Below are 25,560 nucleotides of genomic sequence, written 5' to 3'. Positions count from 1 at the left end.
AATGGAATTTGCGCCCGCGAAAATCAACCTCGCACTGCATCTAACGGGGCAGCGGGAGGATGGGTATCACCTACTCGATAGCTTGGTGGTGTTTGCGGATGTTGGCGACGAACTTGCGGTTGCGACCTCTGATCAGTTGTCCCTCGCCATCGACGGACCTGAACGGGCGGGGCTGACCTCCGACGCTGACAACCTCGTTTTGAAGGCCGCTCGGTATCTGAATAATGCGCGCGGTGCCGCACTCACATTAACCAAGAACTTGCCTGTCGCATCCGGCATTGGCGGCGGGTCTGCGGATGCCGCCGCAGCTTTGCGGTTGTTGTCGCGTCATTGGGGAGTGCCGCTTCCTGCCGACGTTCTTGCTCTTGGTGCAGATGTGCCAGTTTGCCTATCATCCAAACCCGCTCGGATGCGCGGTATTGGAGAGGTGATCGAAGCGGTGCCGCACCTTCCCGACATGGCGCTATTGCTCGTGAATCCTAGAGAGCCGGTCAGCACGCCCGCTATCTTTAAGGCGATAAAAAATAAGAATAATTCGCCAATGGATGCAGTGCCAAAGGGAGCAGGTTTTGATAAGTTTTGCGTTTGGCTCTCGCTGCAACGAAACGATATGCAATCAGCTGCGATTACAGAAGCGCCAGTGATTGAACTTGTGCTTAAAGCGATCGAAAATAGCGGCGCTACTCTGGCTCGAATGTCCGGATCGGGAGCGACATGCTTTGGGCTGTTTCAAGATATTACTGCGGCCCAAGAGGCAGCAAATAAACTGCGTGCGGAATACCCAGAATGGTGGGTGAAATCCGCACGCGTGTTAACCTAGAATTCTACGCCGATCTGCGCCTTGATCCCCGCGCGGAACGGATGTTTGACAAGTTCCATTTCCGTCACCAAATCCGCAGCCTCAATTAATTCATCCTTGGCGTTGCGACCAGTCAGAACCACATGGGTCATTTCAGGTTTCTCTTCCCTCAGGAAGGTCACCACATCGTTGACGTCGATGTAATCGTAACGAATGGCAATATTGATTTCGTCCAATAGAACCATCTTGTTTTCTGGATCGCGGATCAGCTCCTTAGCTTTTTCCCAAGCAGCTGTGGCCATCTCGATGTCGCGCGACTTGTCTTGGGTTTCCCATGTAAACCCTTCACCCATCGTGTAAAATTCACAAGTGTCGCTGAATTTATCAAGGATGAGGTCGCGTTCTCCGGTACTCATGCCGCCCTTAATGAACTGGACAACGGCGCATTTCATATCATGCGCGATGCACCGAAAAATCATTCCGAACGCCGCGCTGGATTTACCTTTTCCTTTGCCCGTATGGACAATAATCAGGCCTTTTTTGTCAGTCTTGGTGGCCATGATCTTGTCGCGCGCAGCCTTCTTTTTGGCCATCTTCATGGCATGGCGGTCGGTGTCTTCGCTCATGGCTATCTCCTCTGAATAAACTTGAATTTTAAGGCAGTTTTAGTGGGTTGCAAGGGGTGAGTTTCGTTCGGTTTTGGTCGGTAAGTGTTTCTTAACCTTAGGCGCCTAGAGTGGCCAAAATTGCATAATGGAGGTTGGTATTGCGTCTCTTCATCATTGTCGTGGCACTTTTTGCGATTATTGGTTGTGATAGTCCAAACCCGCGCGCGTTCGGATATGATACAACGCGTCTTTCGATTGAGGGGAGTGATTTCACCGTCCGCTCAAACGGCGAAGTTGCAGAAGCAATCCGAACCGATTTTGCACCGCGACGAGAGCATGAACGCATACTGTTGCGGGCGGTGGTCGCGATTGAAGTCGCAACGGGCTGTAGGGTCGACCAAACGACTGTAAAAGGGGATCCGGCACTCGTGGCCGCAAGAATTGATTGTGACACGTCCTAAGACTTTTTCAGTTTCTCTAGCAAATCGCGCGCAGAGTTTGATCGTGGCATCCAAAGTCCGCGCTCAATCGCTTCGTCTAGCCGTTGCGCAATTTCGCGCAATGCTGGGGCGTTGTGTTCGGCGATGAACTGTCTGACATCTTCATCTTCCAGAAAGGCTTGATGCACAGCGTCAAAATGGTGCCCGCGCACTGCGCCCGTCGTCGCCGCGAAGGCAAAGAGGTAGTCGACAGTCGCCGCCATCTCGAACGCGCCTTTGTATCCGTGCCGCATGACGCCGTTAATCCACTTGGGGTTCACAACGCGGCTTCGCACAACGCGTCCGATTTCGTCCTCAAGCCGCCGAATGACGGGGCGCTCGGGGCGTGAGTGGTCATTATGATAAACGGGGCGATCTCGTCCTTGAAGGGTGCTCACAGCTGCTGCGGCGCCACCTTCGAACTGATAGTAATCGTCGCTATCCAAAAGGTCGTGCTCGCGGTTGTCCTGATTTTGAACAATGGCCTCGGTTTGCGAAAGACGCGCCTCAAATTGCGCACGTGCGCGTTTGCCGTCAGCGTTCTTTCCATAGGCATAACTTCCCCATTCGAGGTACGCCTCCGCCAAATCGGCTTTGTCGGCCCATAGTTGCTCATCAATCATGGCCTGCAATCCCGCGCCGTATGCGCCTGGTTTTGCGCCAAAGACACGCGGCGCGCTGTCCGGCCCTTCGTTCAAAAGGCGAGCGCGAGCGGGGTTTGCGTCTGAGGCTTCATCCATATCCATAACAGCGCGCGCCGCGCTATCAACGAGCGCAATAAGCTGTGGAAATGCGTCCCTAAAAAAGCCGGAGACTCGCAACGTAACATCCACACGAGGCCTCCCGAGAACGCTTTGTGGAAGGACCTCAAATCCTGTTACGCGACGGTTTGAAGCGTCCCAGGTTGGTTTCACTCCCATAAGCGCGAGCGCCTGCGCAATGTCGTCCCCACCTGTCCGCATATTCGCGGTCCCCCAAGCGGTAAGCAGCATTGCCCGCGGCCAATCACCATGATCTTGAAGGTGCTTTTCAATCAACAGGCTCGCCGATTTCCACCCCAGCGCCCACGCCGTCGGGGTGGGGACGGCGCGGCCATCGACGCTATAGAAATTCCGTCCAGTTGGTAGCGTATCCAACCGTCCGCGTGTCGGCGCGCCAGATGGCGCAGGGGCGACGAATTGCCCGTTCAGGGCGGTAAGGAGTCCCTTCATCTCTGAAGGTCCACACATTTCGACATTCGGGCGAACCGTGGCATCGACTTGCTCCATGACTTTTGATGCGAGCGCGCCAGCTGTTGCTTTGCCGTCCAACAACTCCGCTGCGAAAAGCTCAAGCCGTTCGACCGTATCGCCCTGACTCCGCCAAGTATCATCTGTAAGCGCTAAGAGTTCATCGGGAAATGAACCGATATGCGGTGCCGCCATATCGCAATCGAGCGGGTCGAGTTCAAATCCGAAGTCTGCTGCAATGGCCCGAATGAGTGACGCATCCCCGCCTTTACCATCGCCGCGCGGCACACGCACAAGCGCTTGGACCAAGTCACGCTCCAAGCGCCCAACGGGGCTCTCGCCAAATACGTGCAGACCATCGCGAATTTGCGCTTCTTTCAGATCACAGAGATAGGCGTCCAACTTAGCTAAATCACCTTCTTCATCATCGCCCGCTAGCCCCGCGTCCTCCGCCAAACCGGTGCTGCTGGTCAGACTTAGGATCTCTCGTTTCAAGTACTCTATGCGCCGTGGGTCGACGCCCGCCGCTTCGTAATATTCATCCACCAAACCTTCTAAATCCCGCAGAGGTCCGTAAGTTTCGGCACGCGTAAGCGGTGGCGTCAGGTGATCAATAATGACTGCCTGCGCACGTCGTTTGGCTTGTGTGCCTTCTCCCGGATCGTTGACGATAAAAGGGTACATATGCGGTGTTGGGCCAAAAACAGCTTCTGGAAAACACTCTTCGGAGAGAGCGACGGCCTTGCCGGGGAGCCACTCAAGATTGCCGTGCTTTCCCATATGAACGATTGCTTGGGCTTTGTGCTGTTCGCGTAGCCAGAAATAAAACGCAAGGTAGTTGTGGGGCGGAACCAGATCGGGAGCGTGGTATGTCTCTTGGGGATCAATATTGTATCCGCGCGCGGGCTGAATGCCGACGACTACGTTTCCATATTCAAGCACTGAAAGCGCAAATGTTTCATCTTCAAAAAACGGGTCATCCTCGGGCGCCCCCCAGCGCGTTTCGATCTGCTCTCTGACGGCTAGGGGAAGGGTAGAGTAGGAGGCGCGATAATCTTTCAGGTTTAGTCGCACGCCGCCGGTTCGTTTTGCTCGATCTGTGAGCCAGTTCGTCGGTCCCGCCATAATCGCTCGCATCAATTCGTCACTGTCGCGAGGGGCAGAGGTAACTGTGTACCCAGCATCGGTCATTGCCCTTAAGACACCACAGGTCGCGGCGGGTGCATCAAGGCCAACACCATTCGCCAGTCGGCCGTCCTTGTTGGGATAGTTTGCAAGAACGAGTGCCACCTTACGCTCGGTGGTGGGGGTAGTTCGAAGTGATGCCCAATTCGCGGCAAGTTGTGCGACGAAATCAATGCGATCTCCGCGTGCGCGGTAACTCGCAATGGCGCATTCGGTTGCTTCGTCGAAAAAGGCTTCTCCCTTAAAGCTTACCGCGCGGCTGAGTATGCGGCCATCAACTTCGGGAAGGGCCACGTTCATCGCGATGTCTCGCGCGGCAAGGCCGTTCGTGCCCTCAATCCATGCGGTCTCTGATCCTGCGGAGAACACCACCTGAAACACAGGAGCCGCGTTGGCGGCGGGCATTTCAAATGGGTTCGACGCGCCGTTGCTATGCTCGCCCTGATGGGGCGACCCAGTGGCGAACGACGTTCCGTTTAGCATCACCGATGGCGGAGCAGACGTGAAGAGGTGTTCCATCGTGGCGACAGAGACGGGGTCTTTGAGTGACGCGACGAATATCGGGAGCGGGTTCATTCCCTTGCGCAGAAGAGATTTCACCAAACGATTAATTGGATTGAGACCCGCACCCTGAACCAGAGCACGATAGAAGACAATCGGAACGATCGGCGCGTCGGGCGTCCATGCTTCTTGTGCGGCGGCGAGGTCACTTATGCCTTTCCCAGGCCAATACACACCTGCGCGCAAGAGGGCGCGCGCGGGTTCTGGCCGTTCGGCCTCGTCGATCATCGCTTGGGCATATTGAAGGAAATGCGTCGCGTTTTCTGGGCCGCCCTCAACCATATAGGCCCACAGCGCCTGATAATCCTCGCGCGAGACTGCGGATACTTCCCAGAGTTCGTCATCTGGTTTGTCATCTCCGGGGAGAGCGACAAATTTCACACCCGCGTCGTACAAGTGGGCAGCATATTGAACGAGCCCGTATTTCCAGTAACCGGCTCCGCCAAGCACGCGTGCGATGACAATTTTGCACTTGGTTGCACAAGCCTCGATGTGCAAATCCACTGACATCGGGTGTTGCAAATGCATCAGGCTCGCAAGCCGAAGGGAAGGCGGCGCGGCCATCTCGCTCCGCGCCTCCGAGAGCGCGGCGAGCTCGGTATCTGCTGCGGAAATGAACAGAATATCGGCCGGAGTCTGCCCCAAATCGACGGGTTCTGTTCCGTCATCCACGTTTCCGGGTGTCGCCGCGAGTAGGTGCATTAGAGGGCCCGTTCCATAAAGAGGCTCAGCGGATCAGCGGCATAATCCCCGAAGGGGCCACAATAGTCGAAGCCTTGTTTCTCATAGAGCTTATGTGCCGCATGAAGCGTGTTACCTGTCTCGAGGTACAGCTTAGGTAGTGACGCCTCTTGAGCGGCGGCTATCAGACTTGTCAGAAGTTTGTTCGCCACGCCTTTGCCGCGCGCGTTATCCGCGACGAACATCGACTTGATTTCGCCATAGACGCCTTTGTTTGCAAGCGCGCCACAGCCCAAGAACGCCTCGCCTTCGCGCGCAATGAGGAATGTGACCTCGGGCGCGCAAAGGGCGCCAGCGGATAGATAGTGATTGGACTCTGCAGGAAAGAGCGACTGCATCAGCGCGTGATGCGCCGTCAGCAACGTAAGCGCACGCGGATCGCGTGGGTCGCCCTTTTCGATTGTGACCGTCATTGTTGGAGTGCGCTCTCAATTGCGGCACGATCCAGACCCGCTTCACCAATGACCACCAAACGCGTTTGGCGAGTTTGCGCACCGAACGGTTGATCGAAGTAAGTGTCAACGCGTGGTCCTACTGCCTGTAACGTCAGGCGCATTGGCTTGCCTTCGATGGCGACAAACCCCTTTAGGCGCAGGATGTTGAACTTGCGAATAACGTCCGAGACTTGCTTGGCATAGGCGCCATGATCCGCGATCTCGCCGAGCGAAACCACAAAACTCTCGAATTCGTCGTGGCCGTGCTCGTGGTGGTGATCATCGTGGTTATCGTCATCATGATGGTGGTGATGGTGAATTTCGTGACGCGAAGAAAGGTCCAGTTCGGCGCTGACACCTTGCCCCAAGAGCACATCAACCGGTAGCACACCCATTGTCGACTTAATGACTTGCACACCTTCGCGACTGTCTTGACGAAGGTTGGTTGTGAGGGTCTCTGCCTCCGCGGCTTCAAGCAGGTCGGTCTTGTTCACCACAATCATATCGGCACAGGCGATCTGGTCCTCGAACAACTCCGAGAGGGGCGTTTCGTGATCGAGGTTTTCGTCGAGCTTGCGTTGGGCGTCGACCGCCGCAATGTTGTGCGCAAACTGACCGTCCACAACCGCGCGGCCATCCACAACGGTGACAACGCCATCGACAGTGACCTTCGTTGCAATCTCGGGCCAGTTGAATGCACGCACCAAGGGTTGCGGCAATGCAAGGCCGGAGGTTTCGATTACGATATGGTCAGGAGCGTTTTCCCGTGCGAGGAGTTTCTCCATCGTAGGAATGAAATCTTCGGCGACGGTACAGCAGATACAGCCGTTCGAGAGCTCCATCACATCGTCTTCGGTGCAGGTTTCGTCGCCACATCCCTTGAGGATATCTCCATCCACGCCAAGATCGCCGAATTCATTGATGATCAGGGCGATGCGCTTGCCATTGGCGTTCTGAAGCATGTGGCGGATAAGCGTGGTTTTCCCAGCGCCAAGAAATCCGGTAACGATAGTGGCAGGAATTTTTTGTGCCATGTTGGCCTCTCCTTCATACACGATGCTATGCGGGCATTTCTGCCGCGCATGAGAATTAGATTGTTTGACGGTGCCAAATTGCGCCCGCAACCCCGCCTAGAACGGCCCATGTGGCACAGGCGACGGCGAGCGTGCGGCTCACGAAGAGTGCCGAGAGTTCGGGTGGCGCAACGCCAGCGTAAAACTCAAGATGTGGCGCACCAATAATATGAGGGGCGGCGAGGAACAGCGCGCCAAGCGCCATCCAATGCAAACGGTTGCCAAACGCAATAAGCGCCAGCCCGACGATTGTTGCGATCACGGTTGTGATCCACCACATCTGGCGCAAGTATACATCCTCGGCCGGTGTTCCGGGGAGCTCGGGATAAAGCCCCGCCGCGGGCGCCAGTTGTATCGCGATAAATCCAGCTAGGCCCCACAATATGCCCGACTTGGCCGTGATGACATGCCCCGCAGTTGTCGCAGTTGCAAACCCCGCCACCAGAACCAGCGCAAAGCCAGTGAACACAATCATGTTCATAGCAACCGTCATGCCGTGGCGTGCAAGCACTTCCGAGGTGGGCGGCGCTGGTTCTTCTTCTATTTCGACGGGTTTCTGATCTTCGCCCTCAACGATCAAGACGCCGGCAAAGTGACTTTTAGCACCGGTTTCATATTCCTCACCCTCAAGAAGCAAAGGGGTGACGAGCCAAAACTGAAGCAGAGCCGAAATCAGCCCTGCTGCAAGACCAGCGAACAACGCGCTGGAAAAAATCTGTTTGAACATTTGCTTAGTGGCAGGGGAAGGCGATTGCGTGACGTGTATCGTGCGCCGCATCGTGCAACACAGAGGCCTGTGCAAAACCAGCAAGCCCCAGAAGCATCACGCCAGCAACTGCCGCCGCGAGAATTGGGAAAAACGCAGTCTGCGTTTGCTCAACAGGAGTCGCGATTGCTTTGGCCTGTGCGTGTGTCTTGTTCCGTTCGTTCATTTTGTCATTCCTTGTTCCGTCACACCCGACGGTCTGGTTGCAATTACGCAGGGCTGGTCTCCTGGCTTGCGGGTCGTCATGCGGTGTCCCCTTCCCAGCTATTGGTTGCCCAATTCACCAGTGGTTATCGACACGCACTCGCCACTTACAGTCGCGGGGGCGGCTGTGGCATCAGGCCCCTATTTGGGTCACCTTCACCACATTCCCATTTATTCCCTACCGCTTTGCGGGGTTCAGGGAATACCTTGCTTATTCTTTTTGGCGTTGCTTTGGGGGCTGGGTCAAGCGGAATCCCCTCGGTGCACCCGAATTCCGTGGAGTTCCGCCCAAAAACGACCGTTGCTTGCCTTTTTCGCCGAAAACATTTCCAATTAACGGATGACAGCCCCAACCATTATAAGCGCTACCGCCAAAGATTCGCATGCAATTCGCGAGTGTATTCAGGCGGCCTTTGCGCCGATGATCGCCGAGATATCTGATTTCCCAGATGTAACCCACGGGCTTGAGGACAGCATCGAAAAGGGCGAGGTCTTTGCTGCCATGGATGCTGGCGATGTGGCGGGCGTATTGGTGATTGATGTGCAGGAAACGTTTCTCAAGGTTTCCATCGTGGCGGTGGACCCGGCGCGCAAGGGGCAAGGGCTGGGTCGTCGGTTGATGGAATATGCCGAGAAACGCGCGCAACAGCTTGGACTGGCGGAAATGCGATTGCGAACGCACGCACTGATGCCTCAAAATGTGACGCTCTATGAGCATCTCGGATGGCGTGTGACAGGTCGGGATGAGCGCGCCGTGAGTATGTCCAAGCCGCTCTAAATCGGCAAAATCGCCCGATATGCGCAATATGTTGTGGATAAGTTGCCGATATGCGCCATTTGTGGTGTTTTTCGTTGACTCAGAGGGCCGCTCTCCGAAACGCTAGGCCAAAGGAATCATTCAGGGGACCCATTTGCAGTTTTCCAGACTCAGACTCAATGGCTTCAAGAGCTTTGTTGACCCGACTGATCTTGTGATCGCGCACGGGCTGACCGGTGTTGTCGGGCCGAACGGGTGTGGGAAATCCAATCTGCTAGAGGCCTTGCGCTGGGTTATGGGCGAAACGCGTCCCAAGGCGATGCGTGGCGGTGGGATGGAGGACGTGATTTTTGCCGGTACGGCGACACGGCCCGCGCGCAACTTCGCCGAAGTTTCCATCACGATTGATAACACGGATCGCCTCGCGCCGTCTGGTTTTAATGATCTGGACACGCTTGAGGTGGTGCGCCGCATTACGCGCGACGCGGGGTCTGCGTTCAAGGCAAACTCCAAGGACGCACGTGCGCGCGATATTCAGATGTTGTTCGCGGATGCCTCAACGGGGTCGCATTCTCCTGCATTGGTTCGGCAAGGACAGATCAGCGAATTGATCAACGCCAAGCCCAAGGCGCGCCGTCGTATACTCGAAGAGGCCGCGGGGATTTCAGGCCTCTATCAACGTCGGCATGAGGCCGAGTTGAAGCTCAAGGGGACGAAAACCAACCTTGCAAGGGTCGAGGACGTCATCGAAGCGCTGGCTGGTCAGCTAGGGCAGCTGGCGCGACAAGCGCGGCAGGCCCAGAGGTATCGCACAATCGGGGAAGATTTGCGCAAGGCCGAGGGATTGCTCCTCTATCGTCGGTGGAAAGAGGCCGAGGAGCTTCGGCTCGCTGCACAAGAAACACTCACGGAACGCACGCGCCTTGCGGCAGCAAGCGAAAGCGCTGCGCGACAGGCTGCAAAGGCACGGGAGCAGGCCGAGGATAAATTGCCTCCATTGCGAGAGGAAGAAACAGTCGCGCTTGCAGTTCTCACACGATTGGAAAACCAGAGAGAGGCATTGGCGGAGCAGGAGGAGCGCGCGCTCGATACGATCCGAACCCTGACCGCACGCATCGAACAGCTCTCCAAAGACAAGGCGCGCGAGCAGGAGCTTAACAAGGACGCGGGTGAAACAATCGAGCGGCTTGAGTGGGAGCAAGCTCAACTCGTCAAAGCGGCAGAGGGGTATCAGGACCGGCTTGATGCCAGCAGCGAAGAAGCGAGCGATGCGGCACAGATTTTGCAGGATCGTGAAGCCGATATCGGGCAGCTGACCGAAGATGTTGCGCGCCTTGCTGCGCGTCACCAGTCAGCCCGTCGGTTGGTTGATGATAACCAGAAAACGCTAGACCGTAACGAGGCCGAAGCCGCCCGCGCGCGTGAAGCAACGGCCATGTCGCAAGGGGCTCTAACCAAAGCAAGTTTGGATTATGAAGCGGCGGAAACGGCCCAGAACGACGCTGCCAAAGCGACAGAAGTTGCCGAGGAGGCATTGATCGCAGCGGATGAGGCACGGACTGTGGCGCAGGATCGCGAGGCCGCGGCGCGCGCGGAACGAAGCGAAGCCGAAGGCGAGGCAAACGCGCTTAGGGCCGAAGTGGCCGCGCTCGCGAAACTTGTCGAACGTGACACGGCCGAGGGTGGGCAAGTTCTCGATCTGTTGCGCGTGCAGTCGGGTTATGAAAAGGCTCTTGGCGCGGCCCTTGCCGATGATTTGCGCGCCCCTGAAGTGCAAGAGGAAGAGGCATCCGGTTGGATTGCGTTGCCTGATTATTCATCGCCGCAATCTTTGCCTGAGGGGATTAAGGCGCTGACCAATTTCGTAACCGCGCCCGCCGTGCTTGTGCGGCGGATGGGGCAGGTAGGACTCGTTGAGGCGCAGGATGGACCGCGACTTCAGGCCGAGCTTAAACCAGGTCAGAGATTGGTAAGCAAAGAGGGTGATCTGTGGCGGTGGGATGGCTTCCGTGCTGGTGCTGAAGATGCGCCAAGCGCGGCGGCGCTTCGGTTGCAACAGCTCAACCGTCTGGTCGAGTTGAAGCGTGACCTAGAAGAAGCATCGGCGCGCGCTGATGGGGCAAGCCGTGCGCATGATATGTTGTCTAAGGAACTACTGAGCCTTGCCCAAGAGGATCAAGCCGCACGCGAAGCACGCCGCGATGCGGACCGCGCACTTACGGAAGCTGGCCGCGCTCTTTCGCGGGCCGAAGCGGATCGCAGTATCGCCGAGAGCAAGCTAGAGAGCCTTCGGTTGGCTGTTGCGCGCCACGAAGAAGAGGCGATGGATGCGCGCAAGCGTGTCAACGAGGCACTCGCGGCGCAGGCAGAGTTGGATGATCTCGAGACCGCGCGTATGGAGGTCGAAGACGTCAAAATGACTGTCGAGGCAGCGCGGATGACAATGCTTTCGAAGCGCTCGGCCTTTGACGAAGTTCGGCGCGAGGGCGATGCACGGACCAAGCGGCGCCAAGAAATTGCCAAGGAAGTTAGCGGTTGGCGTTTGCGGCTCTCAAATGCTGAGAAGCGGATTGCCGAGCTAGACGAACGTCGTTTGACAAGTGAGGAGGAATTGCGGGCCGCGCAGACAGCACCCGATGAGATCGCGGCGAAACGTGCGGGCTTGGCCGATTCCATTGATGCTGCTGAGGAACGCCGCAAAGATGCGGCCGACCAACTTGCCGAAGCAGAAACCACCCTACGCGAAGCGATCGCAGCAGAGCGGGACGCGGAACGCATCGCAGGCGAAGCAAGAGAAGCCCGCGCGCGCGCCGATGCTCGTGCCGACGCAGCACGCGAAACAGTTGCCTACGCCGTTGAGCGCATATCTGAGGCAATGGAAACCACGCCGCAAAAACTCTTGGACAGCCTCGACGTCAATCCAGACGAAATGCCCGACTCTGAGAAAATCGAAGCCGAAGTAAACAGCCTGAAACGTCAGCGGGACGCGCTTGGTGCGGTGAACCTGCGCGCAGAAGAAGACGCGCGAGATGTGCAGGAAGAGCACGATAATCTGCTGGGCGAGAAAAACGATCTGGACGAAGCGATCAGAAAGCTCAGCACAGGAATTGCGAGCCTGAATAAGGAAGGCCGTGAGCGCCTGCTGACCGCGTTTGAGCAGGTGAACAGTAACTTCACCATGCTGTTTAAGCACCTCTTTGGGGGTGGCGAGGCGAACTTGGTGTTGGTTGAATCTGAAGACCCGCTTGATGCTGGCCTTGAGATCATGTGCCAACCACCCGGCAAGAAACTAAGCACGCTTAGCCTTTTGTCAGGTGGCGAGCAGACCTTGACCGCGATGGCGCTGATCTTTGCTGTTTTCCTTGCCAATCCCGCGCCAATATGTGTTCTGGACGAAGTCGACGCTCCGCTGGATGACGCCAACGTTACGCGCTTCTGTGACTTGCTCGACGAAATGACGCGCCGCACAGAGACACGCTTCTTGATCATTACGCACCACGCCGTAACCATGGCGCGTATGGATCGCCTGTTCGGTGTGACGATGGCCGAACAAGGTGTAAGCCAGCTTGTTTCCGTTGACCTCAAGAAGGCCGAAGCCCTCGTAGCCTAGAGCCGCGCGAGCAAATCTCTTGTCGGCCACGCGTCCGCCGGAAGACCGAGCCTTTGTTGCTCTGCCTGTACCGCGGCGCGGGTTTTTTTGCCGAGGATACCGTCAACCGCGCCAACATCGTGCCCGCGAGCCTTAAGTTTTGTTTGCAACTGTTTCATCTGGCCGTCTGACAGCGCTGGATCGGGATTTCCCAAGTTATAAACTGGCGCACCCTCTAGGCGCGTTGCAAAATAGGCGGCTGTGGTGACGTAGACAAAGCTCTTGTTCCACTCAAAGTACACGTTGAAATTCGGATAGGCCAAGAACGCGGGGCCCTTGCGACCCATTGGCAATAGCACCGACGCGGGGAGGTTCGATGGACCAAGGTTTCCGTTGCGCGCTCTCACTCCTAGGCGGCTCCAGTCGGACACCTTGAGAGTTTTGTCGAGGCCGGTCTTGGACCAGTCGAGGTTGCTTGGAACTGTGATCTCTTGGAGCCAAGGCTCGTTCGGGCGCCAACCCAAGCCTCTCAGCATTGAAGCCCCAGACAAGAGCGCATCGGGCGGCGATGTCTTGAGATTAACCTTACCGTCCCCGTCACCGTCGACGCCGTGGCGGATAATGTCTTCAGGAAGCATCTGGACCATGCCGACTTCGCCTGCCCATGCGCCTTTGGTATTGGTTGGGCTGAAATTTCCGCGCTCAAACAGAGTTAAGGCGGCAAAAACTTGTGGGCGGAACAACCAAGGACGGCGGCAATCGTGTGAAAGCGTCACAAGAGAATTCAGCGTGTTGAAGTTGCCTTGTACCGCGCCATAATCGGTTTCGAGTGCCCAAAATGCCAACAGAACGCCGCGCGACACACCCGTTTGACGTTCCATGTAGTCAAAGATGGATTTGTACTTATTGGCGTTAGCTCGCCCATTGTTGATGCGATTTTGGCTAATAACAGCGCGCGAAAACTCGGCGAATGATTTTTTAAACACGCCTTGGGAGCGGTCCGCTTTCAACGTACGCGGGTCCTGACGGACGCTCGCAAAGAACTTCTCGACGTTGGCCTGTGAATGGCCCTTAGCGACGGCTTCGCGTTTCATGTCATTGACAAAGCTGTTGAAATTTCCGCCACAGGGAGTTTGTGCAAGTGCGGGAGTAACGAAAAGAGAAAGACAGGCGGCGAAAAGAGATGAACGAAAATACATTTGGGCCTCCGAAATAAACTAGGGGTAGAGTAACAGGCGTACTAACTCTGGCAAGATTCAAATCAGCGCGAGGACTGCGCTAATCGCAAGGCACGCGGCCCATACCTGCCAGAGAACACTGACAGAGGCATCAATCACTGATGGACCGATATCCCTTCTGCCGCCCGAATTCACATACGGAAAATTACGCATTTCGCCGTCGTAGCTTCGAGGGCCAGAGAGGGCGATGCCAAGGCTCGCGGCCATTGCTGCTTCGGGCCAACCAGCGTTCGGGGAGCGGTGCATCGGTGCATCCTCGCGCACGGTATGCCACCGCTGAAGGGTGCGGCGCACGGCAAGGATAAGGAGCGCGGTAAGTCGTGCAGGCACAAAATTGAGCAGGTCGTCAAACCGCGCAGCCGCCCAGCCGAATTCTTGGTAGCGTGGGGTTTTATAGCCGATCATGCTGTCTGCGGTATTCGTGATTTTGTAGAGGAGAAGCCCCGGCAATCCGAGCAGCAGAAACCAGAACGCGGGCGCAACAACTCCGTCCGAAAGGTTCTCTGCGGCGCTTTCGATCGCAGCGCGGCTAATGCGTGTGTCGTCCATATTCTTCGTGTCTCGGCCCACAATTTTCGCAACAGCGATGCGTCCACCTGATGTTGATAGGCGCAGGGCGCTGGCCACCGCGCGGACGTGATCGACAAGGCTTCGTTGTGCCAACAGTACCGCTGCGCAGAGGAGCGATACACCGTCCCCAAACGGCAATTCGGCCAGCAATGCTCCGGAAATGAGTGCGCCGGCGCCAAGGAAAACCATCGCCACGATGCCTTTGGCTTTGCGATCATTGCCCGTGTTGAACCTGCGCTCGATCCATTCAATTAACCTTCCCATAAGGACCGCAGGGTGCGGCACACGATCCCAAAGCGCCTTTGGCTCACCAAAGATCGCATCTAGCAGCAGAGCAAAGAACAAGAGCGCGGCGTTCGTCATAGTGCGGCCTCAAGTTGGGGCCAACGGTCGGATGCGGGTAGGCCGAGACGCAACCACTTGTCTGAATATGGGAAGATCCGCGTAAGGATTTTGTGCGATGCAAAGCGCTCCTGCCATTGCTGCGCGTTGTCGACCTCGTAGATCTGAAACAGAGTAGTGCCCGCTTTCGGTTTTGCGCCCGCTGCTGCCATCAGGTCGTCCATCCGCTGCGCGTCAAGTCTTAGGCGCGCACGGGTTTCTTGGGCCCAATTGTGATCACTTAACGCTGCTATTCCCGTTGCCAGTGCTGGGCCAGAGACTTGCCACGGGCCAAGCGTTTCGCGTAGTTCGGCAATCAACGCAGGGTCGCCGATCGCAAATCCCAGCCGCAGCCCAGCCAACCCCCAGAATTTCCCGAAACTCTTGAGGATGATCGTGCCTGCTTCAGCCGCTTTGGCGATATGGCTTTGATCGGGAGCGATGTCGCAGAAACTCTCGTCAATTATGGTGAGCGGCGTTTGCGGGATGTCGCTTTCGGTAACAAAACTGGCGGTTGGATTGTTAGGATGAACGGTCACGCTGGCATTTTTACCGCCGAGTTCAACGCACCAACCAGCGGCCCGAAATGCGGCGGCGTGTTCGTTGTAGGTTTCGTCAATAATGTGGACAGCGCCGCGCGTAACGGAAAGATGCGGAATACGAGCGATAAAGGCGCTGGCACCCGGCCCCGCAAGAACAGCGGCCTCTGGCGGAATGTTCCAGAATGCGCGGGCGGCATGTTCAAGGCGTTTGAACTGCTCCTTGTCTGGAAGTGTAGCCCAATCCATCTGCGAAAATGTAGGGAGCGTGTAAGGCATTGGATTGATCCCCGTAGAGAGATCAAGCCATTCGTCGCGCGTGCCGCCAAATTGCGCGATTGCAGCGTCGATACCGCCACCGTGATCGCGCAGGGGAGTCATGAAGGCTCGTCAGTCTTGGGAAGCGGTGGATGGCGCGTGATGAAGTGCCCCTTCACACCTGCGGGCCATGTCCGATATGGAACCTGACCGCTCTCGCTTTGTTGATGAAGTTCGGCATAGTCAACGATGGCTTCTGCGTCCTCTCGGGTCGCCTCAAAGCGTCCCAACGTATAGGCGAGCTTGCCCTCGCTTTGAATTGCGATGTTGCATCCGTGGGTGCACCCCATAAGACAGCTGGTACGCCGCGTCTTGACGCGCCCTTCTGCTGCCTGCTCAATGAGACTCGCGAGCGCCTCGCCGTCTGTGATTTCGGCACTGGTTTCTGCCCAGCCCTCACGCTTGCATGTATCGCAAATAGTAATCGTAGTTGTCATTCGTCGCCCCTTTGAGATGTACCTCAAACGGATTTTTCGCCGAATATCAACCCATGATCACCCAAAGTTACATCCCGTCGCGTCCGTGCGGTTCATCAAAATCCAGAACAGGATTGATCGGGATAATGCGGTTCGGATTTATGGTGTCGTGGCTATAGTGATAGTGCCGCACGATGTGGTCCATATTAACCGTCGAGGCCACATTCGGGACTTGGTAAAGCTCCCGTGTGAACGCCCAAATGTTTGGATAATCAATGATCCGCTTGCGATTGCATTTGAAATGCAGGTGATAGACCGGATCAAACCTCACGAGGGTTGTGAAAAGTCGCCAATCCGCCTCGGTCAGTTTGTCGCCAACAAGATAGCGCTGGTGCGAGAGGCGGTCCTCAATCCAGTCGAGCGTTTCGAAAAGTGGCTCCACTGCTGCGTCATAGGCTGATTGAGAGGTGGCAAATCCTGCCTTGTAGACGCCGTTATTCACGGTTGAATAAACGCGGGCGTTCACCTCTTCGATTTCGTCACGAAGCTCCTCTGGCCAGTAGTCGTCGGTGTTGCCCGTGATGTCGTTGAAGGCGGAGTTGAACATGCGAATAATCTCGCTGCTCTCATTGCTGACGATGGTTTTGCGCTCTTTATCCCAAAGGATAGGTACGGTGACGCGTCCTGAAACATTTGGCTGTGCTTTGATATAGATATCGCGGGCAAAGCGCAGATCATAGAGCGTGTCGCCCGTCGCCCCTTCGAAATCCTGCGAGAAGGTCCAGCCATCTCCAAGCATATCGGGGTGAACAACGCTTACCGAAATATGATCGGTCAGTTCCTTGATCGCGCGAAAGACCAGCGTGCGATGCGCCCATGGGCACGCATAGGAAACATAGAGGTGATAGCGCCCGCTTTCGGCGGGGAATCCCCCTTCGCCGCTGGGGCCGGCCTCGCCATCTTTGGTGATCCAGTTGCGAAAGCCAGCGGTTGAGCGTTTGAACGCACCGTCGTTTGACTTGGTATCATACCAAACGTCATGCCAAACTCCGTCTACCAAAGTACCCATTTCACACTCCCGTTTCTAACTTACGTTCAACATAAAGCGGTCTGGGCCAAACGCAAACCCGCAGGCGGGCGCAGGGGGCGTGCGTGAATGCACAAGGTGCCCCGAGGGCGGCGAAATTCGTCGTCGAATCCGATTGCGCGCAGGGGGCGGAACGATTACCCTCGCCGCAACGAAGCCCACGGGCCAGAGAGGTTGGTTGTAGCGGTTCGACCCAGATAGGGGAGCCAAAACAACATCGTTCGCCGCAGAATTCTGCGATCCTTCCCCTTTGCCCGCACACAGGAGAATGGATATGAAAAACCAAGTTTCAAAAATTTCGATGTTTGCTGCGTTGGCATTGGTTGGCACGCCTGTGCTTGCACATCCTGGCCATGTTATTGAAACAGCAGGGCATTCGCACTGGGGCGCGCTTGTAGCATTGGGTGCCGCGGTTGCCGTGGGCGTTTGGGCCGCGAAGGGCCGCAAGAAAACAACATCCGAAGAAGCCAGTTCCGAAGACGAAGAAGAACTTGCCGAAGCCGAGCCACAAGAAGCCTAGGAGGTTCACAGAATGTCGAAAATTGGTGTGATGATTTGCGGTCACGGATCGCGAAGCCAAGATGCGGTCGACGAGTTCGCCGTTTTGGCCGAAAAACTCCCAGCACTTTTGCCTTCTGAATGGATGGTGGATTATGGCTATCTGGAGTTTGCGAACCCCGTTATCCGTGATGGGCTTGACCGTTTGCGCGAAGCAGGCTGCGATAAAATCGTGGCTGTACCGGGAATGCTCTTTGCCGCGATGCATGCCAAGAACGATATTCCAACGGTTCTGAATACTTACTCTGCGAAACACGGCGTAGACGTTTCTTATGGGCGCGAGTTGGGCGTTGACCCCAAAATGATTGCCGCCGCCGGAGAGCGTGTCCAAGAAGCCGTTGATCGCGCCAATGCCGAATACGGTGATTTGCCGCTTGAGGAAACCTGTCTGGTTGTGATCGGTCGCGGCGCTTCGGATCCCGATGCCAATGGTAACGTGAGCAAAATCGCGCGGATGCTTTGGGAAGGTATGGGCTTTGGCTGGTGCGAAGTCGGATACTCTGGAGTTACATTCCCGCTGGTCGAGCCATGCCTGAACCATGTTGCGAAGCTAGGTTACAAACGTGTCATCGTGTTCCCTTACTTCCTGTTCGCAGGGATTTTGATCGACCGCATCTATGGATTTACGGATCAGGTTTCTGCGCAGTATCCGGATATTGATTTTGTTAAGGCTGGATATCTAAACGACCATCCTAAGGTGCTGGAAACATTCGCCGAGCGCGTGACCGAGCAATTAGGAGAAGTCGTTCCCCCAACCTGCGGTACTTGCAAATATCGCACTCAGGTTTTGGGTTTTGAGGCCGAAGTGGGTGCGGTTCAAGAGAGCCATCATCACCACGTGGAAGGACAGGGCGCGAATGCACCGGGCAGTAATGTCGAGGATTGCAAGCTATGCGCTGATTTCTGTACGGGTGAATGCCGCTTGGATATGGACCCACATTCGCATGACCATTCACACCATCACCACCATGGTGACCACGAGCACCATCACCACCACCATCATGACCACGTTCATGCGGAATACCCGCACGCCAAGCACCCGCACGGTCCCGAAAGTGCACGCAAGAAATGAGCGGTGAAGGCCGATCTTCGGACCCAAAGACGGGTCACTCAGCGCGGCCTGCGCTCAGGTATGAGCGCGCGCCTGCCGAGATCTATGCGCAGAGCTTTGCAACTGTTCAAAAAGAGGCGCGGCTGGATCGTTTTGACGCGGGAATGGCAGCGCTTGCGACGCGTGTGATACATGCTTGTGGAATGGTCGAAATTGCGGATCGCCTTGCCTATTCTGCGCGTGCGTATGAGGCAGGACGCGAGGCATTGTTGAACGGTGCGCCAGTGTTTTGCGATTGCGAAATGGTTGGTGCGGGCATCATTCGCCGCTATCTACCGTCAGAGAACGAGATAATCGTGACGCTGAATGATGAGCGCGTTATTCCGCTCGCATCCGAGATCGGCAATACGCGTTCGGCGGCGGCGGTTGAACTCTGGGCGGAAAGGCTTGAAGGAGCGGTCGTGGCGATCGGGAATGCGCCAACGGCACTTTTTCACTTGCTGGAGTTAATTGATCAAGGTGCGCCAAAGCCTGCGGTTATCCTTGGGTTCCCCGTTGGCTTTGTCGGCGCGGCCGAAAGTAAAGCAGAGCTTGCTGCCCGTCCGCGCAGTTGTGAATTTATTGCGCTTCGTGGTCGTCGCGGGGGATCGGCAATTGCATCGGCAGCAGTTAACGCACTCGCGGCAGGTTTGCCCGAGATTTCAAAATAGGCGGGCAGTATTGCCTGAAGGAGTGTAAATGTCTGCTTGGCTTCATATCGTTGGAATAGGAGAGGACGGGCTTGAGGGCCTGACCCCTGCAACGCGCGCCGTGGTCGAAGCGGCAGAGGTGATCGTGGGCGGCGAGCGTCATCAGCTCTTAGCTGGTGCGCAGAATGCTGAACGCATTGCGTGGCCTTCGCCCTTTGATGCGCTGATCGACGTGTTGACCGCCCACAAAGGGAGGCGCGTTGTCGTGCTCGCGACGGGTGATCCGCTTTGGTATTCGGTCGGGGCGCGTATTGGCCGTTCGATTGATCCGTCCGAGATCACCTATCATCCGCAAGTGGGCGCGTTTCAACTTGCGGCGGCGCGGATGGGGTGGAGCCTTGCGGACCTCGAAACGCTTACGGTCCATGGCCGACCCGTTGAGCAGATGATCGCTTTTATTCAGCCTGATCAGCGACTGCTGATTTTGACGACGGGGGCCGAAACTCCGGCGCAGATCGCCAAGTTCCTGACGGATCGAGGTTTCGGGCGCAGCCGTATGGTTGTGCTGGCTGCGATGGGCGGAGATAACGAGCAACGTTTTGAAGGGATCGCAGAGGACTGGGATCACGAGGTCCCTGCGTTCAACACGCTCGCGGTCGAATGTATAGCGGCGCCAAATGCCGCCCTGTTGCCTCGGGTGCCGGGCCTTGCCGACGAACTCTTCGAGCATGACGGAACCATGACCAAACAAGAGGTGCGCGCAGCGACGCTGGCGAAACTTATGCCGATGCGCGGGGCGCTATTGTGGGACATCGGGACAGGATGTGGATCTGTCGCGGTGGAGTGGATGCGCGGCGCACGGTATGCACGTGCCATTGGGATCGAGCCGCGCCCCGATCGTCGCGCGATGGCCGCGGCGAATGCGCTGGCGCTCGGTGTGCCAAAGCTCGAACTGATTGACGGACGCGTTCCCGAAGCGCTGACCGATCTGCCTGCGCCTGACGCAGTATTTATTGGTGGCGGACTGAGCCGTCAAACATTCGATGCCGCGTGGAGCGCCCTTCGCCCGCTTGGACGCTTGGTCGCAAATGCCGTAACGCTTGAAAGCGAAGCGGAACTCGTGGCGCTTCATAAGGAGTTTGGTGGCCAGTTGGTAAAACTCTCTGTGCATCGTGTAACACCCCTTGGGCCGGTAGATGCAGGTCACCTTGGGTGGAAGCCGCTTATGCCGGTTACTCAGTTGAGTTTGGTAAAGCGATGAACGGAAAGCTTTATGGTGTCGGGCTTGGGCCTGGCGATCCAGACTTGATGACAATGCGCGCGGTGCGACTTGTGCAAAATGCGAGCGTTGTTGCCTATCCATGCCTTGAGGGTGGAGCCAGCTTTGCACGTTCCATCGCGGCGCAATATATCCCTGATGGCATTCGCGAAATCGCGATGGATGTCCCGATGACCGTCGAGCGCGCACCTGCACAACAGGCATATGATCGTGGAGCAGATGGCATCGCTAAGGCGCTAGAGAGTGGCGAGGATGTCGTGTGCCTCTGCGAAGGGGATCCGTTCTTCTACGGGTCGTTCATGTATTTGTTCGCGCGGCTTTCTGATCGGTTTGAGTGCGAAATTATCCCCGGCGTAACCAGCGTCACTGCCTGTGCCGCGCGCGCTCAGATGCCGCTGGCAGCACGAAATGAGCGGGTTACGATCCTGCCCGGTCCATTGCCAGAAGACGAGTTGCGCACGCGGATAGATGGCGCCGAAAGCGTGGCGATCATGAAGGTCGGGCGGCACCTTTCAAAAATTCGCGGTGTGATTGATGATCTGGGCCTCCTAGACAAAGCAACCTATATCGAGCGCGCGTCACTTCCCGAAGAAGTGGTGGCGCCCCTCGCGGACGCGCCCGAAAGAGCGCCGTACTTTTCAATGATCTTGTTAACGAAGGGAGCTGATCCATGGCTCTAAATTCTGCGCTGAAACCCGTTGTGGTTTGTCTATCCAAGTCGGGAGAAGAAACAGCACATAAAGTGGCCGCGCTTCTCGGGGCGGATGTGCATGGGCGCTCTGAAAGAGTAGAGCGGGCCGATGCGTATTTTCCGAATGCGCTGGATCATGTGCGCACTTTGTTTGCTAGCGGAACACCGATTGTCGGCGTTTGTGCGAGCGGTATCCTTATTCGGGCGGTGGCGCCGCTTCTGGCGGACAAAACGCAAGAGCCGCCCGTCGTTTCGGTCGCGGATGATGGGAGCGTGACAGTGCCGCTACTTGGCGGTCATCGCGGCGCAAACCGCCTTGCGCAACAGATTTCCGAAGCACTTGGGGGAGTTGCGGCAGTTACGACCGCAGGCGACGTTGCAATGGGTGTGGCGCTTGATATGCCGCCTGTCGGGTATCGTTTGCAGAATCCGCAGAGTGCCAAGCCCGTTATGGCGGCCCTTCTGAATGGCGCATCGCTCGCGTGCAAAGGCGAGAATATCTTTGATCTTGATGCAAGTGAAAACGGCGAGGTCGAGCTTCGCGTAACCGAAGCGCCCGTAACGCCAACTGATGCGCAGCTTGTCTATCATCCACAGCGATTTGCGCTCGGCCTTGGATGCGCGCGCAATGCCGACCCAGAAGAAGTTTGGGACCTCCTGTGCGAAACACTTGAGCGCGAGGGGATTGCAAGAGGCGCGATCGCTTGTGTTAATTCGATTGACCTTAAGGGTGACGAGCCGGCGATGAATGTCGTTGCTGCGCGGCTTGGCGTGCCGCTTAGGCTCTTTGATGCCGATGAATTAGAGGCCGAAGTAGATCGCTTGGAAAACCCGTCCGAGGTGGTTTTTGCCGAAGTTGGTTGTCACGGCGTGTCCGAGGCTTCTGCGCTGGCGGCGGCGGGGCGGGATGCAACGCTCGTTGTGCCCAAGCAAAAGACGGCCAACGCAACATGCGCCTTGGCACGAGCGAATGACCCAATCGTTGAGTTGAATGGCCGCGCGCGTGGTCGCTTGTCCATTATTGGCATCGGACCCGGACAACATAGTTGGCGCACGCCAGAGGCAAGTCGCTTAGTTGCCGAGGCCGAGGAACTGGTGGGGTATGGGCTTTATATCGATTTGCTCGGGCCGCTTGCCCACGGCAAAACCCGTTCTGATTTCCCGCTTGGTGGCGAGGAAGATCGGTGTCGCTATGCGCTTGAGCAGGCAGCCAAAGGTAAAAATGTTGCGCTGATTTGTTCGGGCGATGCGGGTATCTATGCGATGGGTGCTCTAGTGTTCGAATTGCTGGACCGGGGTCCTGACGAGTTGGGCGTTAGCGATGCCGCGCATCGTGTGGATGTTATTTCAACGCCCGGCGTTTCCGCGCTTCAGGGCGCAGCCGCGCGCGCGGGCGCGCCTCTGGGACATGACTTCTGCGCTATATCTCTCTCTGATCTGCTGACCCCGCGTGAGGATATCGTTAAGCGGCTCCATGCCGCGGCCGAGGGCGACTTCGTTATCGCGTTCTACAATCCTGTTTCGATGCGGAGGCGTACCCTTTTGGCCGAAGCGCGCGATATTCTATTGAAGCACCGTCCAGCGGATACACCTGTTATGCTCGCAAGCTCGTTGGGACGCCCGGAAGAGAACGTTCGCTACCGTCGTCTTGCCGATCTGGAAGTTGATGAAGTCGATATGCTGACCGTCGTCTTGGTGGGGTCAAGCCACACGAAACTCGCGCAGCTAGGTGAAGGTCCGCGCATGTATACGCCGCGTGGTTACGCACGGAAAATCGACGGAGATTTGGCCCCTAAGGCCAGCTAGACACCGGCCATAGGCCAAGGAGTTCGTATGACAGTTTATTTTATCGGCGCGGGTCCGGGCGACCCAGAGTTGCTTACGTTGAAGGCCGCGCGGGTTATCGGGGAATGTCCCGTTTGCCTTTATGCAGGGTCACTTGTGCCGCGCGAAGTCGTCGATTGCGCCCCAGAGGGTGCATTGGTGCGTGATACGGCGGTTATGACGCTTGACGAAACCCACGCCGAAATCGTCGCCGCCCACGAACGCGGAGAGAACGTAGCGCGCGTTCATTCGGGCGATCCTTCGCTCTATGGCGCGATTGCCGAGCAAATTCGACGTCTCAAGGCCGACGGCATTGATTACCAAATCATCCCCGGCGTTCCCGCATATGCCGCCGCCGCGGCAGCATTGGGACAGGAACTCACTATTCCTGAGATCGCGCAATCTATTGTCCTCACACGTATGTCGATGCAATCGACCTCTATGCCCGAAGGCGAGACCCTTGAAAACTTCGCGCGTACGGGTGCGACATTGGCCATTCACCTTGCGGTGCGAAATATGCGCGAGATCGAGCGCGTTCTTACACCGCACTATGGCGAGGATTGTCCCGTTGTTGTGGCCTATCGCGTAGGATGGCCAGATGAGCTGTTCCTGCGCGGAACGCTGGCCGACATTCGCAAGAAGGTGCGTTCCGAAAAGATCACACGCACAGCACTTATCCTTGTGGGGCCTGCGCTTGGATCGGTACGCGATTTCAAGGATTCCGCGCTCTATGATCCCGCGATGCCGCACGTGCTTCGACCTGTGACTGGTGTGCAACTTGTCGAGGATCACAATACCTGAGGGAAGGTTAACTTGACGTTCAGGGGTGCTATGTCATTCTGATTGTAAGAACTTGGCTCGAAATTGATTCTTGGAGAAATTATGTCTGATTTCCTTCCCAAAGAGGTGCGCGAGGGTCTGGAACGGGCCCAGATGGCAGCTATGAAGAAAAAGAGCCGTCTACGCGTTCACACTGGTGACGAGGTCTTCCCGATCCTGCGGTATTGGGAGGGTGGCTTTGCGCTAGAAGCAGAAACTGCGCCGCAGATGCGCGGCTTGGTCGATATTTTTGATGGGGCAAAGCACCTTTATCAATGCTTGATTGTGGCCTCTGAAGTGCAGGGCGACGAGATGCACTTTGATTTCAAACGCTCAACCGTCACGGCGGATCGCGCCGCGCTGGATTTTGAAATCGCGGATGATAGCCCCGTTGCCCTTCTCGGAAGCAACGCCCAATAGCAATTTGGCGCGGCACGTGGTGCCACGCCAGTTTTCACTTATTGCAAGTCACTGAACGCCGATTGAAGGCGCGCAACTGCCTCTTCCACGCGGCTTCTTGGAGTGGCGAGGTTGAAGCGTAGGTGCAGTTCACCACCCGTGCCAAACGTCGGCCCTTGGTTCGCGGCAATCTTTGCAGACTTGGCGACACGCTCGGAAATTTCGTCCATGGTCATGCCGGTATTTGTGAAATCCACCCATGACAGATAGGTCGCCTCAAGCGGCATAGATTTTACGCCAGGGATTGCGTTGACCCCTTCATCAAACAGGCGGCGGTTTCCGTCAATATACGCGATCAGTTCGTCCACCCACGCGGCCCCTTCAGGGGAGTAAGCCGCCGTTGTGGCGATATAACCAAAATTATTGGCGGACATACCCATCGCGGTCATTGTCACGGCGAACTGCGCACGCAGGGTCTTATCTTGAATAATAACCTGCCCTGTATGCGCCGCGGCGAGGTTGAAGGTTTTTGAGGGGGCGGTAAGGACGACGAGGCGGTCTTCGATCCCTTCAATATGGGATGTCGGAATATGCTTGCTACCGTCGAACACGATGTCTTGGTGAACCTCGTCCGACACCAAAATCAAATCGTGACGGCGGGCAAAGGCGGCAACTTGGTTAAGTTCATCTCGCGTCCAGACACGACCTCCGGGGTTGTGCGGCGAACAGAGGATGACCATTTTCTCGTTGCCCGTCATTTGGGCGTCATAGGCCGCAAAATCCATCTCGTAGCGACCATCGTTGTTTACCAGTTGGCATTCAACCAATGTCCGGCCTGCGGCCTTAATTGTTTTGGCGAACGCGTGATAAACGGGACTAAAGAGCACAACTCCTTCTTCGGGTTTAGTATAGGTTTCAAGGCACATTCCGACCGCATTGACTAAGCCATGCGTGGTGAAAATTGCCGCCGGATCGACTTTCCAGCCGTGACGATTCTCCATCCACCAGCAAATTGCATTGCGATAGGCGCTGTCGTCACCGAAATAACCAAATACGTTGTGGTCAACAAATTCCTGAAGTGCGGCGGTCACGCAGGCAGGTGGATGAAAATCCATGTCAGCGACCCACATCGCGAGGCCATCATCGGGGCAAACACCATAGATCGCATTCATAGAGTCCCATTTTGTGGAATGGGTGCCGCGGCGATCGATTATTTCATCGAATGACATGTAGTTTCCTTGAGCGTATCATTTTTTCGCCAAGCTAACAAAATGAA

The 25,560-nt window shown here is 56.5% G+C and carries 24 protein-coding genes and 1 riboswitch; of the genes, 12 read left to right on the top strand and 12 right to left on the bottom strand.

The genetic code is table 11. The annotated features are described in order from the left end of the window. The first annotated feature begins 1 nt into the window (after position 1). On the top strand, positions 2-820 hold the full coding sequence (locus ACFE33_RS14430; protein ID WP_380054831.1) for a 4-(cytidine 5'-diphospho)-2-C-methyl-D-erythritol kinase: 819 nt from the start codon (positions 2-4) through the stop codon (positions 818-820). Here the strand turns inward: ACFE33_RS14430 and cobO are convergent. Further along, the gene (gene cobO / locus ACFE33_RS14425; protein ID WP_380054828.1) at positions 817-1,425 is read right to left on the bottom strand and encodes a cob(I)yrinic acid a,c-diamide adenosyltransferase; all 609 of its coding nucleotides are present in this window, start codon (positions 1,423-1,425) and stop codon (positions 817-819) included. The genes ACFE33_RS14430 and cobO overlap by 4 nt on opposite strands. A 140-nt stretch (positions 1,426-1,565) precedes the next feature. Here cobO and ACFE33_RS14420 point away from each other — a divergent pair, with 140 nt between their 5' ends. Beyond that, a complete protein-coding gene (locus ACFE33_RS14420; protein WP_380054825.1) occupies positions 1,566-1,868 on the top strand; it encodes a hypothetical protein in 303 nt (100 codons plus the stop codon). On the opposite strand, the gene cobN is transcribed toward ACFE33_RS14420, so the two are convergent. The 5 genes from cobN to ACFE33_RS14395 are packed head-to-tail and all read right to left on the bottom strand — an operon-like array spanning position 1,865 to position 8,041. Beyond that, positions 1,865-5,563 carry a cobaltochelatase subunit CobN gene (gene cobN / locus ACFE33_RS14415; RefSeq protein WP_380054822.1) on the bottom strand — a complete coding sequence of 1,233 codons (3,699 nt, stop codon included), beginning with the start codon at positions 5,561-5,563 and terminating at the stop codon, positions 1,865-1,867. The genes ACFE33_RS14420 and cobN overlap by 4 nt on opposite strands. After that, positions 5,563-6,015, bottom strand: coding sequence for a GNAT family N-acetyltransferase (locus ACFE33_RS14410; RefSeq protein WP_380054819.1), 453 nt, complete (start codon positions 6,013-6,015; stop codon positions 5,563-5,565). The genes cobN and ACFE33_RS14410 overlap by 1 nt, the downstream gene beginning before the upstream one ends. After that, entirely contained in the window at positions 6,012-7,070 is a 1,059-nt protein-coding gene (gene cobW, locus ACFE33_RS14405) for a cobalamin biosynthesis protein CobW (RefSeq protein ID WP_380054816.1), read from the bottom strand. The genes ACFE33_RS14410 and cobW overlap by 4 nt, the downstream gene beginning before the upstream one ends. A 55-nt stretch (positions 7,071-7,125) precedes the next feature. Further along, positions 7,126-7,836 carry a CbtA family protein gene (locus ACFE33_RS14400; RefSeq protein ID WP_380054813.1) on the bottom strand — a complete coding sequence of 237 codons (711 nt, stop codon included), beginning with the start codon at positions 7,834-7,836 and terminating at the stop codon, positions 7,126-7,128. A 4-nt stretch (positions 7,837-7,840) separates the two neighbouring features. Next, positions 7,841-8,041, bottom strand: a complete 201-nt coding sequence (locus ACFE33_RS14395; RefSeq protein ID WP_380054810.1) for a CbtB domain-containing protein — start codon at positions 8,039-8,041, stop codon at positions 7,841-7,843. A gap of 33 nt (positions 8,042-8,074) precedes the next feature. Beyond that, positions 8,075-8,304: riboswitch (cobalamin riboswitch) on the bottom strand. A gap of 115 nt (positions 8,305-8,419) precedes the next feature. Between ACFE33_RS14395 and ACFE33_RS14390 the strand changes: the two genes are divergently transcribed. Both ACFE33_RS14390 and smc read left to right on the top strand, forming a co-directional pair. Continuing rightward, the gene (locus tag ACFE33_RS14390; protein ID WP_380054807.1) at positions 8,420-8,857 is read left to right on the top strand and encodes a GNAT family N-acetyltransferase; all 438 of its coding nucleotides are present in this window, start codon (positions 8,420-8,422) and stop codon (positions 8,855-8,857) included. A 133-nt stretch (positions 8,858-8,990) separates the two neighbouring features. Beyond that, on the top strand, positions 8,991-12,446 hold the full coding sequence (gene smc, locus ACFE33_RS14385) for a chromosome segregation protein SMC (protein ID WP_380054804.1): 3,456 nt from the start codon (positions 8,991-8,993) through the stop codon (positions 12,444-12,446). Here smc and ACFE33_RS14380 read toward each other — a convergent pair. The 5 genes from ACFE33_RS14380 to ACFE33_RS14360 all read right to left on the bottom strand — a co-directional run bounded on the left by ACFE33_RS14380 (position 12,443) and on the right by ACFE33_RS14360 (position 16,956). Then, positions 12,443-13,624, bottom strand: coding sequence for a lytic murein transglycosylase (locus ACFE33_RS14380; protein WP_380054801.1), 1,182 nt, complete (start codon positions 13,622-13,624; stop codon positions 12,443-12,445). The genes smc and ACFE33_RS14380 overlap by 4 nt on opposite strands. Positions 13,625-13,681: 57 nt before the next feature. After that, entirely contained in the window at positions 13,682-14,596 is a 915-nt protein-coding gene (gene cbiB, locus ACFE33_RS14375) for an adenosylcobinamide-phosphate synthase CbiB (protein ID WP_380054799.1), read from the bottom strand. Continuing rightward, the gene (locus ACFE33_RS14370) at positions 14,593-15,534 is read right to left on the bottom strand and encodes an aminotransferase class I/II-fold pyridoxal phosphate-dependent enzyme (protein ID WP_380054796.1); all 942 of its coding nucleotides are present in this window, start codon (positions 15,532-15,534) and stop codon (positions 14,593-14,595) included. Before ACFE33_RS14370 ends, cbiB begins: the two co-directional genes overlap by 4 nt. After that, a complete protein-coding gene (locus ACFE33_RS14365) occupies positions 15,531-15,908 on the bottom strand; it encodes a DUF1636 family protein (RefSeq protein WP_380054793.1) in 378 nt (125 codons plus the stop codon). Before ACFE33_RS14365 ends, ACFE33_RS14370 begins: the two co-directional genes overlap by 4 nt. Before the next feature lie 67 nt (positions 15,909-15,975). Next, positions 15,976-16,956 carry a glutathione S-transferase family protein gene (locus ACFE33_RS14360; protein WP_380054790.1) on the bottom strand — a complete coding sequence of 327 codons (981 nt, stop codon included), beginning with the start codon at positions 16,954-16,956 and terminating at the stop codon, positions 15,976-15,978. Positions 16,957-17,248: 292 nt separating this feature from the next. On the opposite strand from ACFE33_RS14360, the gene ACFE33_RS14355 reads away from it, so the two are divergent. From ACFE33_RS14355 to ACFE33_RS14320, 8 genes are all read left to right on the top strand, one after another. Then, positions 17,249-17,494: a DUF6732 family protein gene (locus ACFE33_RS14355; RefSeq protein ID WP_380054788.1), complete on the top strand. Its 246-nt coding sequence runs from the start codon at positions 17,249-17,251 to the stop codon at positions 17,492-17,494. A gap of 12 nt (positions 17,495-17,506) precedes the next feature. Next, positions 17,507-18,604, top strand: coding sequence for a sirohydrochlorin chelatase (locus tag ACFE33_RS14350; protein ID WP_380054786.1), 1,098 nt, complete (start codon positions 17,507-17,509; stop codon positions 18,602-18,604). Beyond that, complete coding sequence (locus ACFE33_RS14345) at positions 18,601-19,293, top strand: precorrin-8X methylmutase (RefSeq protein WP_380054783.1); 693 nt, start codon at positions 18,601-18,603, stop codon at positions 19,291-19,293. The genes ACFE33_RS14350 and ACFE33_RS14345 overlap by 4 nt, the downstream gene beginning before the upstream one ends. A 28-nt stretch (positions 19,294-19,321) precedes the next feature. After that, the gene (gene cbiE, locus ACFE33_RS14340) at positions 19,322-20,533 is read left to right on the top strand and encodes a precorrin-6y C5,15-methyltransferase (decarboxylating) subunit CbiE (protein ID WP_380054781.1); all 1,212 of its coding nucleotides are present in this window, start codon (positions 19,322-19,324) and stop codon (positions 20,531-20,533) included. Continuing rightward, a complete protein-coding gene (cobI, locus tag ACFE33_RS14335; protein ID WP_380054779.1) occupies positions 20,530-21,231 on the top strand; it encodes a precorrin-2 C(20)-methyltransferase in 702 nt (233 codons plus the stop codon). Before cbiE ends, cobI begins: the two co-directional genes overlap by 4 nt. Next, positions 21,222-23,048 (top strand): precorrin-3B C(17)-methyltransferase, encoded by a 1,827-nt coding sequence (gene cobJ / locus ACFE33_RS14330; RefSeq protein WP_380054776.1) that lies wholly within the window; start codon positions 21,222-21,224, stop codon positions 23,046-23,048. Before cobI ends, cobJ begins: the two co-directional genes overlap by 10 nt. A 27-nt stretch (positions 23,049-23,075) precedes the next feature. After that, the gene (cobM, locus tag ACFE33_RS14325) at positions 23,076-23,867 is read left to right on the top strand and encodes a precorrin-4 C(11)-methyltransferase (protein WP_380054773.1); all 792 of its coding nucleotides are present in this window, start codon (positions 23,076-23,078) and stop codon (positions 23,865-23,867) included. Positions 23,868-23,948: 81 nt separating this feature from the next. Continuing rightward, a complete protein-coding gene (locus tag ACFE33_RS14320) occupies positions 23,949-24,305 on the top strand; it encodes a hypothetical protein (RefSeq protein ID WP_380054771.1) in 357 nt (118 codons plus the stop codon). Between the two features lie 38 nt (positions 24,306-24,343). Here ACFE33_RS14320 and ACFE33_RS14315 read toward each other — a convergent pair whose 3' ends face one another. Then, positions 24,344-25,513 (bottom strand): MalY/PatB family protein, encoded by a 1,170-nt coding sequence (locus ACFE33_RS14315; RefSeq protein ID WP_380054769.1) that lies wholly within the window; start codon positions 25,511-25,513, stop codon positions 24,344-24,346. Positions 25,514-25,560: the final 47 nt, after the last annotated feature.

Origin of the sequence: Falsihalocynthiibacter sp. SS001, assembly GCF_042445055.1 — a bacterium.
In the GTDB taxonomy this organism is placed as follows: domain Bacteria; phylum Pseudomonadota; class Alphaproteobacteria; order Rhodobacterales; family Rhodobacteraceae; genus Falsihalocynthiibacter.
This window is presented reverse-complemented; position numbering and strand designations above follow the sequence as displayed.